The following is an 11,873-nucleotide window of genomic DNA, read 5'->3' on the forward strand; positions in this document are numbered from 1 at the left end:
AAAGAGCTAACTTAGAGAAGAACTTAGGTTCTATCGCTGACATGGTTAGACTTCCATCTGCTGTATTTGTAGTTGATATCTTAAGAGAGCACATCGCGGTAACTGAAGCTAAGAAACTAGGTATTCCAGTTTTCGGTATCGTTGATACAAACTCTGACCCAAGAAAAGTTGACTTCGTTATCCCAGGAAACGATGATGCTTCCAAGTCTATTGATATGATCCTTAGCGTAGTTTCTGAATCTATCAAAGAAGGTCAGTCTCAAAGAAAAGCTGATAAAGAAAAATCTAAAGAAGAAGGAGAAAAAGTATCTGCTGATACAGATGCTGATTTCGATGCAGAATAATTGAAGATTTTCTTTAATATAGGAAAAACGCTGGATTTAGGTCCAGCGTTTTTTTATTGTTTATATCGGAATTATAAGTCGTCTTAGGGTACTTTAGATGTATTAGCTTAATCTCTTCGTTAAAAATAAAAACCTACAGAATCCTGCAGGTTGTATTTAGTTTGAAAGTTTTATAGAATAAGAAGTGGTTATAAATTTTGTAGATTGGTAAGTAGAGTTGCACAAGACTCCCGATAATCTGTAATTCTGATTTTTTGCAACCATTGTATATCCTATTTTCCCGGCACCAATAGGTATTTTCTTGAAAAAATTATTTCCGCTTATTGTAAGAACCATATTGCATGGTGATTTGTTTTCAACTGAAATGGAAGTCCTGGGGTTCTTTGGATCATCATTGTTAAGAAGATCGTTAAGAACTTCAGCTGTTTCCGGTTTGTAGGTCTTTATAAGTTCATTATACTCTCTTTCTGTATTGGCTCTGTTGCCTGTTGAACTACCGGCAGGATAGGAGGTTCTTCCCGGATAACCGCCGTAATTTACATTACAGCCGGCAAAGATTATTGAAACTCCGGCAAAAACTAATAGTTTTTTCATACTATTTTATTTTTTGATTTTTCTTTTGTTTGATGGCTTCTTTTTCTGAACCTCATCCTTTTTGATTATACTGCTTTCTGTTTCGGCCGTTTTCGGGCTGTCCACCGTTACAAATATACTTTTTTTAATATCTTTCTGGGAGAAGTATTTTATATCACAGATATTGCTGCTGAGCGTGTATGAACCTTTATTGATAACAATAAAATTTTCCCCGTGAGCAGGAACCGCGAGGTTATAATAATCTTTTCCCTCAACCCTTAATACAATATTACAATCTGAATTATTTTTAAATAAGAGTATTGCCTCTTTGCGCGTAATATCTTCATTGAACATTGCGTTCAGAAGCTTCACTGTTTTTTCCTTATGTTCAGCAGAATTTTCTGCGATAAGCTTTTTAAACTCTTCAGCATCATCTGAATTAGGGTTTCTCATGATACTTTTAGGAATATCGGAGATAACAGGCCTTGCCTCCATAGGTTTGGCTGTACGGGCACCTTTTGTCCATTCCGCATTTTTTAAGGCAATGAGCTTGGGTTTCAGTACGCTTTTCTTCGGGTCGTCAGGATGAGCGTTCTTAATATATTCTTCAATTTCTTTGATATCAGTGCTTTTCAGGATGTCTTTACTTCCTTTTTTCTGTGCAGATATCAGATTGGGGAACAGAAATGTGAAGATTAAAAATAAAACGGTTAAAAGTTTTTTTTTCATCAATTGTTATTTTTATTTCATCAGCTTATCCGAAATTTGATGTAAGTAATAGTTTTTCCTTTAGCTGAAAAGAGTTCTTCATAATAAGTTTTGATATCTCTCAGATGTTCCGTGTTGGGATCATATTCCGGAGCTCCATAGATGTCGTGGTGAGCACTGATAATTTCATAGCCGGCTCCCTGTAAATAACCTAATGTATAGCCATGTAAAAACTCTGAATCCGTTTTCAGATGGATGATACCACCAGGTTTTAGAAATTTTTTATATCGGTTCAAAAAGTCAGGATGGGTTAATCTGTGTTTTGTTCTTTTGAATTTGATCTGCGGATCAGGGAACGTAATCCAGATTTCGTCCACTTCATTTTCAGCAAAAAAATAGTCAACAAGTTCAATCTGGGTTCTCAGGAAAGCAACATTATTCATATTGTTTTCTACGGCTTCTTTAGCACCGAACCAGAATCTTGCGCCTTTGATATCAATTCCGATGAAGTTTTTCTCAGGAAATGCTTTTGCGAGTCCTACAGAATATTCGCCTTTTCCACATCCTAATTCCAAAACGATTGGATTATCGTTCTTAAAAAAATCTTCTCTCCATTTCCCTCTGAGTTCGAACCCGTTTAAGGCATCTTCTCTTGTAGGTTGGATTACATTTGGTAATATTTTGTTTTCTGCAAATCTTGCTAATTTATTCTTGCCCATTGAGTTATAAAATGAGTGCAAAAATACTAAAAATTTATGGAGAATCTCTGTCTTTTGAAGGTAAAAGACAGGAAGATACTTCAGCTAGAATTAAGATTAATGACTTCCTAATGCCACCATGATAGGTCTTTCAATGGTTTTTTGTGAAGCATATTGAGCTCCGCAAACCAGGCTGGTGAAAAGATACTGGCCTTTTTCCACAACAATAGAACCTTCACCCTGGGCCGGAACTGCCAGTCTGTACCTGGTGGTTCCCACGCCTTCAATTCTGACAATAATATTACAATCAGATTTATTCTGAATCATAACAATACATTCCTTGGCATTAGGATCATTGTCGAATAAAGAATTCAGGATTTTTACGGTTCTGTTTTTATGCTCTACCGGAGATACTGCCATGAGCATGTTGAATTCTTCGGCTTCTGCATTGGGAATTGCTGTATTAGCTGCTGCATTTACAACAAATGTATTCTGGGCATTACTTGGAGTATAGACCGTTGTAGGTTGTTTTGCTGCCAGTTCAGCCTTGTATTTCGCAATCTGTTTTTGTTTGATGATAGCGTTCATTTCATCAAAGGTAATCTTTGTAGAGGGCCTTCTTCTCAGCATGGCAAGCATTTCCTGCATATCTTTTACTTTCTGATCGGCAGGATGTGCATTTTTGATGTATTCTTTCATCATTTCCATAACCCTTGGTTTCAGGACAGATCTGCGGGGATCATCAGGATGAGCATCTCTCAGAAAGGCATTGATCTCATAGATATTTTTACTTTTCAGAATATCACTGTAGTCTTTCCCTTTTTTTTGGGCAGATACAGTAAATAAAAACATGCAGCTAAGAAGTAAAAGTACTTTTTTCATTAATTGATATTAAATTAGATATTCGGTGCTCCTCCTTTAATTTGTGCTTTGATTGATTAGTTTTTATTTGGATAACGAAATATCCGGTATTTTTATTTTAAACACTTGTTTGTGAGATAAAATTAAACATATTTTTGAATAATGAAGAATTATATATCGTAAAAGTTGAATAATTCATATTATATGTGTTGTGATAGGGCTTTGGAAGGCATTTTCCGGTTGTTTGAAAAAAATAATCCATGTGATGAACATGGATTATTAAATATTTCTGTATTATTTTATCCGAACTTCTAGTTGCTGCTTACAACCTCTTGAAGATGAGAGCTTCTAAGTCTTTTCTGATAGATCGGAAGATATTTTTCAATAGGAATTTTTATTGCTTCAAAATTGCCAGCCAATACATAAGCCTGAATATTTTCAGAAGTATAAACAAACTGAAGGAAATTATCAATCAGGTTTTCAGGAATCTTAAATTTCGCAAAATAGTCTTTTCCCAGATAGTTTTTGATCTGTGCTACAGAACTGTTCATTCTTTCATAAGCCTGATAACGCTGTTTTTTCTTTCTCTCCCCGGAAAGGATGTCATAGATACTTTCAAGGCTGAAGGTAAGGCCTCCGTCTCTCAGTCCGGCAACAGGAAGTTCAGGAGGTGTGCCGTCACCTTTCGGTTCAGGAAGACCAATTACTTTCTTAAGCGCATACGCTTTGTCTTCTTTTCTTAAAGCGTTTACATCATACCGGAGATTCCCTGTAGGCTTGAATCTGCTGAGAACAATTTCCTGAATTTCATAATACGCGATTTTAAGCTCAACAAGGTTTTTTTGTTGCATTAACTGTGGAGTCAGCTTAATATCTTTTCTTTCGGTAACAATAGAGGTGAACCGGATTACATCCCCTGCGTTGGCTGGAATATTAAAATTACCATTGTAGTCCGTAAGAACGGTTTTCTGTGTATTCAGGTTTGTGACATAAACCTGATTGAGATATAAAATAGAGTTGTCTCTCAGAAATACCTCGCCGGAATATATTTGTGCATTAATTTTTGCCAGAAAAACCAATAGCAGTAGAGTAAACAGTTTCTTCATATAATGCGCAAAATTACATAGAAATAAAGCAATTCTGTCTTGTTAGATGAAGAATAGTGGTTAAAGTTATATTAAACTTTGGGATTTAATTGTTAAGGAGTGTTAGAAATTTGCCATTCATTTAAAAAATGGAAGATTTAAGTAAAAAAGCCGGAAGAAAAAGCTACTGAGATACTTTACTCTTTTCTTCCGGCTTTCTGCTATTGCCTATGTTTTACCAACAGCCAACTGGAGTATTTTACCAGTAGGGTAGAGCCATATTCTGTCCAGGTGATAAAGTACCAGTAAGTTGCTGTAGGAACATATCTGCCGCCGACTCTTCCGTCCCATGTATATCTGTTTTCAGGAGTTCCTCTGAAGACCTCCGCACCATATCTGTCGAAAATACGGAATACCAGATTTTCATTCTTCATTAAGGCAGAGTAATCTATTCCTTCATTATGGCCATCTCCGTTCGGAGTAATTGTATTAATCAGATTAATGACAGCAAATGATTTCTTAACATCTTCGCACATTCTGGAATCTTTTACAAATACATTGTGAGCTCCTCTGGGAACATTGTAGAATACATTGGAACTCTGCCATACCACGCCATCCAATGAATATTGATAAGGAGGTGTGCCACCGCTTACCCCGATTTTTACTGTTGCCCCGTCAATCTCAATAGACGTAATCATAGGAAGGGGTAATTCTGTAACGTTTACATACTGTTTATATACACAGCCATTAAAGGTAAGTTCTACCCAATAACTTCCTGGAGGAACATTCGTAATGGAAGGCGTAGTAGCGCCAGTACTCCACAGGTATCTTTCAAAACCAGGTCCGGCATCAAGTTTCGTAGTGGTGTTAGGGCAAATAGTTTTATCTTTTAATATATCCGATTTTTTAGGAACTTTAATGTTTATTTTAAGAGTGCCCACTTCCGGGCAAACCCCATTCTTTTCAAAACGGATGTAATAAGTCTGTGAATTTGTAATATTAACAGGTGATGAAACCATATTTACATTGTTCTGGGCATCTGCTAAAGTAGAATGGAAAGTGAAAGTAACACCCGGATCCAGTGTAAACTGAGGAATAAACTGAGCTAAATTGACACTTTTTGTTCCATCCAGGTCATCATCACAGGTGCTTTCTGTAACAGTGTTGGTAATGAGTGCTAATCTGGCTCCGATACTGAACTGTAATGGTTTGATTACAGAAGCACATCCATCCGGAGAATCTACTCTGATGTAAATCGTAGTAGTAGCTGTATAACTCCAGTTGTTAGGGAGTGTATTATTGTTTCCGGCGTTGGCATCAGCAAGATTTGCATAATATCTTACATTGGTAAAATAATTTGGATTATTAAGTACAACAGGGGTGATATTGGAAAGCGTAACAGTAACTGTTCCGTCCAGATTATCATCACAGAAAACCCCGTTGTAGTTGTCGAGAATAATAGCTTTATTGAAAAGAGATAATGTTATTTGTGCAATATTCTTACAGCCAATATTGTTATTTACAACTGCATATATGATTGTGCCATTAGGTGCGGTGTAAGCTGTTGCATTGGTTATTAATGCTGCGGCATTTTCATTCTGAGCATCTACAAGTGTAGGATAATATGTAATAGTAACAGGAGAACCACTACTAACATTTGCTGTAGTCAGATCAAAGGTTCCCTGTCCGTTGATATCACAGGCATGTAATGTTGTATTTGTTACTGACAGAGTCTGAATATTGATGGTGACAGTTACCGTTTCACAATCTGGAAAGTCAGGATCATTTCCGCAGAATGTATACGTAAATGTATCTGTTCCTGGTATACTAGGATTATTAACAGTGTAAGTAATAGCGCCTGTAGTGGGGTTTATAGCAGTTGTACCCAGAGAAGGTGCCGTTGTAATTGCTACAGTGCCGGGATCCGGAGTCTGTGATGAACTACTGAATGCAGGGATTATAGTTTTAGCATTACAAACATTGTATGATATATTGGATAATTTTGTACAGTTCAGAACTTTAAACTGCTCAGTGACTAAAGGTGCACAACTGCCCATTGTTACAGAGCAGGTATAATACCCCGGTACTGTAGGAGTGATAGAAGAAGCAGTAGCTCCAGGAATAATGGTACCGTTTCTGTACCATTGGTAGGTGTCATAGATGAGTGGATCCACAGTAAGAACTACTCCAGGAATACAGCCACCGCCAGATTGTAAAATAACAGGCTGCGTAGGAAAACCTGCAAAAAAGCCTCCATACCCTACAGCATCACTGCCAGCGGTAATTCCTACCATAATTGCCTTGTCTGAAACTATAGTAATATTCCCTGTTACATTGGGGATCCCGTAAGTAACCCAGTTGGTGGTACCTGTCATATTATAAGGTCCGGTAAACGCAGGAGGATTGGCGCCGTTTACTGTAAGGTTAGCTCCTCTTTCAGTAATAATGTTTAGTTTTGTTGGAATGTTCAGAATCCCTCCGGGGTTACCATTGGAATGAACAAAGTTTTCATTGATAAGCCCCAGTTCATTAATCTGTTTCGGAAGGTAACAGTTCAAAGCCGGAATAAAATTGAATCCTCCGGTAGCTGTTTAGTTTCCTGTATTTGAAGCTCCTGCTAAAATTTGGTAAACATAAGCGTTTTTAGATGTTTTGAGATATAAATTATAATGTCCGTTTCCCTGAAGAATATATTTGGAATCAGGAATAACAAAATATTTTCCGGCATTAATAGTTGCTATAGGAAGGATTTCATTATTGACAAAGATCTGGGTATTGTTTTCAGTAGCAATTACAATGGCTCCTTCCATGTGAGAACCAATCGGGCCGTTACCTTTTACAAGTACAAATTCATTTCCAAGCCTGTTGACAGGTACTGACTGGTCCATTAAAATATCTGAACTGGATGGAAAGTTTCCTGCATATTGCCCGTTAAAATTTCCATTAGTAACATTAACGGGCTTGTTTGAAGTAATTTTTGAACCAATAAAGCCATCAGAGTTTCCAGCTATGTTCCCGATTCCGTCAATAATATATGATTGTCCTTTATTTAAAGTAAAAGTTATTGTTGGATTGGTAGCTCCGGTCATTCCGTTTGAAAACTGAACAGTAGGGCTATATCCGGAAATGGTAACAGTTGTATTATCTTCAGTTGCGAGTACACTGGTCATGAAGTTCAGAATACCATTGCTCACAGTGATAGGAGCAGAAGCTGCATAGAATTTTTGCCCAGTGGAGGGAATTCCTTTGGAAGTAATTATTTCTGCATGATTGAAGACTGAAAATCTTAAATTGGCATAAAAAGGAAATTCTGCCTTAAGGTATAATCCTTTGGTTGTTGGTGTAAATAAATCCGTCTGCAGTTTGGTGATAATATAATTCCTTAATACATCAAATTTCTGAGGGTTATTTTTACTGATATTAACTGTTCCGATGAGAACATTATTGTTATAAATACTCACTGGAAAAGGAGTTGTTCTGTTGGTAGATAAATACAACTTCTGATAGGGTGTGGAAGAAACTGTTCTATCTATCATGGGGGCAAACCAATGCTCTCGGTCCAATTGGGAAAAAGCAGAGGTGAAAATGCAAAACATAAACAAAAAAGATAAAATTTTTTTCATTCAGCGGTAGTCTTTATCACAAATTTAGTGATAAAAAGTATTAAATTTTTGAAAATGGCATAAAAAAACATGATTTTGAAATTGTGGTTAAAAATAAATTAAATCTATATTATTTTTATGTTTAGTATTATCTAACAAATAAATTTAATCAGAGAACTGAAATAAAAATAAGCCGCGATTATACAACCGTGGCTTATTAAATATAGTTTTAAACTTAATTATTACTCTCTGTTCTTAACAAGAATCCAACCTGTATATTTTATTGGAGTCTTTTCCTTATTGGATTCATTCCATGTAATATGATACCAGTATGTTCCTGTTCCCAATTTCTTATCAAAGTGTTTTCCGTCCCATCTGTAGTTATTGAATCTGTTTCCGGTGAATACCATATTTCCATATCTGTCATACACTACAAAGCTTAGGTTTTCTTTATAAGCAAGCTCACTGTAATCAATGTAATCATTTACATTATCTCCATTAGGGGTAATGGCATTTAACAGATTAGGAATGGTAAGTTCTACAGCAATAGGGGTACAGTTATAAAAATCTTTTACATAAAAAGTATGCTGTCCTCTTGTCAAACCCGTAAAAGTATTTGAATCCTGCCAGTTAGCAGTTCCGTCAACTGCATATTTGTAAGGAGCTTTACCGCCGTTTACAATTACAGTTGCTGTATTGTTGTTGATCTCAACGGTTTGGATTACCGGATCTTCAACTTTTTTAACTTTTACTGTCTGTGTAAGGAAACATCCGCTCTTACCAAGAATTACTGTATATTCTCCAACACCTACATCTCTGATACCTGAAGTGGTAGCACCAGTGCTCCATTGGTACGAATCGTATCCTGGACCAGCATCCAGATTAGTTTTTGCATCCATACAGATATACTGATCTACAAGTACCGGGGACTTTTTGATAGGAAGTACAATCAGTTCAATTTTCGCATTTGCCGTACATCCTTCGGCAGTTGTTACTTTTACATATACAAATCCTCCTGTTGATGGGAAGTTTTCCGGAGTTGTGATTTCATTGATCCCTGCAGTAAGATCATTCAGGGTACGGTAGTATTTTTTTACAACAGCGTTATAATCTGTTACCTTAGCTTTCGTAAGATCGAAATAAGCATAAGGTGCTACATCATACCAGCAGGCTTTAATAGATGTGTCCGTAACAATGAATGGTACTACAGTAAGGTTTAATGTCACCTGCTCACAATCTGTAAACTCAACTGAGTTTCCGCAGAATTTATAAACTATTTTATCCGGGCCTAAATATCCGGGATTAGGTGTATAAGTGATTGTTCCGTTTGGATTTACTACAGCTGTCCCTTTTGTAGGAGGGGTTAAAATTACTACTGTACTTGGAACCACCGTTTGTGTGGAAGAAGTAAATGTAGGGGTTATAATTTTTGTAGAACAAGCATTTAATGCCTGAGTTGTTTCTTTTAAACAGTTTTGTACTTTATAGATTGGAGTTGTCACAGGCGGACACGTACCCATTGTTACTTTTACGGTATAGTTTCCTGACTGTGTGGGTGTGTAAGTATAAGTAGTTGCCCCAGGAATAGCTACTCCGTCGCGATACCACTGATAGGTTTCATAGCCGTCATCTACTTCCAGAACAATACCGGGAACGCATTCTCCCGATTGTTTGGCAATCACAGGAATAGAGGAAAATCCTGCAAAGTATCCTCCGTACCCTACAGCTCCGCTTCCTCCTGCAATTCCTGCGGTAACAGCTTTTGTAGAAATAACAGTAATATTTCCTGTTGCATTAGGAACTGAGTAAGATACCCAATTTGTAGTTCCTGTAACGGGATAAGGTCCCTGGGCAGCAGGAAGTTGATTTCCGTTTACCGTAACAGTGGCTCCTGCTTCTGTGAGAATATTTAACTTGACAGTATTGATGGTTGGCGGCAAAATATTAACCATTGATATTTCATTGATCTTTCTTGGAAGAAAACAGTTCAATGGAGGAATATAGTTATATCCTTCTGTTGCCGTATAATTGTCGATTCCTGCCAAAAGCTGATATACATAAACATTTTTAGATGTTTTGATATGCATATTATAGTGGCCGTTTCCCTGGTCGATGTATTTATTAACAAATGTACCATTAGGACCTTCACATACACGTACCCATTGGCCTTCATTAAGTGTTGCAATAGGAGTGGTCCCTCGATTTACGTATACCTCGGTATTATTTTCCGTAGCAATAACGATGGCATCCTCATCCCCATCTGTGATGCCGCCATTTCCTTTTACAAGCACAAATTCATTTCCTAACCGGTCTGTGGGTACAGATTGGTCCATGACAATATCTGATCCGCTTCCTTTATTGCCGGGAAGAGCAAACTGACCATTAAAATTTCCGTTGGTAAGTGAAACAGGTTTGTCAGATTCTATTTTAGCGCCTATAAATCCTGTAGCATTTGTTCCATTATTCTGAAGTCCTTCAATGATATATGCCTGACCTTTATTTAGGGTAAAGTTCATGGTTGGATTGCTTGCCCCGGTAGTGCTATTAGAGAATTGGAGACCTGCGTCGTACCCTGATACTGTTACGTGGGTATTGTCCTCTGTTGCTAAAATTCCAGCAGTAAAATTTAGAAATGGGGTTGTTTGTCCGGTCATTGGAGTGGCTGCAGCATAAAACTTTTTTCCAATACCGGCCTTGCCTTTAGAGGTTAATATTTCCCCATGGCTGGTAACACTAAACCTGAAATTCACAAAATATGGCTTTGTACCTTTAGTGTAAAGTCCTTTACCTATGGGAGTGAATTTTTCAGAATTGTTTGACGTTATCATTGTGGCAGTCGTAATAGGGAATACCTGAGGATTACCATTACTGATTGTTACTGTTCCTAATAATAAATTATTGCTATATATTTCTACCGGGAAAGGAGTTGAAGAATCCGTGGAAAAATATAAAGCTTGCTGAGGGCTTGAAAGAGCAGATGAATTTGCAGCCATCGGAGCAAACCAATGCTCGGTATCCCTTTGTGCAAAGAGTGTATTAATTGTCAAAAAAATTAATACCAGACTGAGTAGAAATCTTTTCATGTGTATGGAATTAGGATTTCTACAAAAATAAAATAAAAAATGAATTACTTTTAATAAAATTTAAATAAATGTTAAAAAAAATGCCCTCAATTTTTAACTAAAAGCTATATTGGGTATGAAACTGGTAATTTGGATTTAATATATAAGCTGAATTGTTGTAATTAAAGGTGTTAAGAATAAAAAATCCCGGTGAAGTTCACCGGGATTCAATATTTTTTTGGAAAGATTGATTAAGCTAAGCTTACTCTTACAAATCCTGTTACTTTTAAGTCTGCGTTTACAGATTTTACATAATCAGCAACTGAGATACTTCCGTCTTTAATGAAGTCCTGGTGTACCAAAGTGTTGTCTTTGTAGAATCTCTGCATTTTACCTTTAAGGATGTTATCGATAATGTTTGCAGGCTTACCTTCTTCAGTAAGTTTGTGTCTTTCGATCTCTAATTCTCTGTCAATAGTTTCCTGAGAAACAGCGTTTTCGTCAAGAGCAATTGGGTTCATTGCAGCAACCTGCATAGAAACAGCTTTAGCAACTTCGTCAGCTCCGTCTACTTTAGCAGAAAGAGAAGTGATAGCAGCAATTTTGTTTCCAGCGTGGATATAAGCTCCTAAGAAAGCTCCCTGGATTCTTTCGAAAGAACCGATTTCAATTTTCTCACCGATAACTCCTGTTTGCTCAACTAATTTCTCAGCAACAGTAATTCCGTGGAAGTCAGTAGCTAAAAGTTCTTCTTTAGTAGCAGCGAAGATTGCCATTTCAGCTAATTCGTAAGCTAGCTCAATGAACGCTTCATTTTTAGCAACGAAGTCAGTTTCACAGTTTAAAGAGATTACAGCACCTAAAGTGTTGTCTTCGTTTACTCTCGCGATTACTGCACCTTCAGTAGACTCTCTGTCAGCTCTGTTAGCAGCAACTTTCT

10 protein-coding genes are annotated in these 11,873 nt (G+C 37.0%); 1 reads left to right on the forward strand and 9 read right to left on the reverse strand.

What is annotated here, in order from left to right; translation table 11 throughout:
* On the forward strand, window positions 1-344 hold a 344-nt coding region (rpsB, locus tag ACE3RB_RS18970; protein WP_374465654.1), incomplete at its 5' end, for a 30S ribosomal protein S2.
* A 156-nt stretch (window positions 345-500) separates the two neighbouring features.
* Here the strand turns inward: rpsB and ACE3RB_RS18975 are convergent.
* From ACE3RB_RS18975 to tsf, 9 genes are all read right to left on the reverse strand, one after another.
* Window positions 501-938 carry a DUF6759 domain-containing protein gene (locus ACE3RB_RS18975; protein ID WP_374465655.1) on the reverse strand — a complete coding sequence of 146 codons (438 nt, stop codon included), beginning with the start codon at window positions 936-938 and terminating at the stop codon, window positions 501-503.
* 6 nt (window positions 939-944) lie between these two features.
* On the reverse strand, window positions 945-1,646 hold the full coding sequence (locus ACE3RB_RS18980) for a DUF6759 domain-containing protein (protein WP_374465656.1): 702 nt from the start codon (window positions 1,644-1,646) through the stop codon (window positions 945-947).
* 20 nt (window positions 1,647-1,666) lie between these two features.
* Window positions 1,667-2,344 carry a tRNA (guanosine(46)-N7)-methyltransferase TrmB gene (trmB, locus tag ACE3RB_RS18985; protein WP_374465657.1) on the reverse strand — a complete coding sequence of 226 codons (678 nt, stop codon included), beginning with the start codon at window positions 2,342-2,344 and terminating at the stop codon, window positions 1,667-1,669.
* 96 nt (window positions 2,345-2,440) lie between these two features.
* Window positions 2,441-3,205 carry a DUF6759 domain-containing protein gene (locus ACE3RB_RS18990; RefSeq protein ID WP_374465658.1) on the reverse strand — a complete coding sequence of 255 codons (765 nt, stop codon included), beginning with the start codon at window positions 3,203-3,205 and terminating at the stop codon, window positions 2,441-2,443.
* A 290-nt stretch (window positions 3,206-3,495) separates the two neighbouring features.
* Window positions 3,496-4,290, reverse strand: a complete 795-nt coding sequence (locus ACE3RB_RS18995) for a hypothetical protein (RefSeq protein ID WP_002976224.1) — start codon at window positions 4,288-4,290, stop codon at window positions 3,496-3,498.
* Between the two features lie 200 nt (window positions 4,291-4,490).
* The gene (locus ACE3RB_RS19000) at window positions 4,491-6,827 is read right to left on the reverse strand and encodes a T9SS type B sorting domain-containing protein (protein ID WP_374465659.1); all 2,337 of its coding nucleotides are present in this window, start codon (window positions 6,825-6,827) and stop codon (window positions 4,491-4,493) included.
* Between the two features lie 33 nt (window positions 6,828-6,860).
* Window positions 6,861-7,805, reverse strand: a complete 945-nt coding sequence (locus ACE3RB_RS19005; protein WP_374465660.1) for an IgGFc-binding protein — start codon at window positions 7,803-7,805, stop codon at window positions 6,861-6,863.
* A gap of 308 nt (window positions 7,806-8,113) precedes the next feature.
* Window positions 8,114-10,954, reverse strand: a complete 2,841-nt coding sequence (locus ACE3RB_RS19010; protein ID WP_374465661.1) for a gliding motility-associated C-terminal domain-containing protein — start codon at window positions 10,952-10,954, stop codon at window positions 8,114-8,116.
* Between the two features lie 230 nt (window positions 10,955-11,184).
* Window positions 11,185-11,873 (reverse strand): translation elongation factor Ts (tsf, locus tag ACE3RB_RS19015; RefSeq protein WP_374465662.1); only part of this gene is annotated, 689 nt, incomplete at its 5' end.

The sequence above is a fragment of the Chryseobacterium sp. genome, assembly GCF_041914225.1.
In the GTDB taxonomy this organism is placed as follows: Bacteria; Bacteroidota; Bacteroidia; order Flavobacteriales; family Weeksellaceae; genus Chryseobacterium.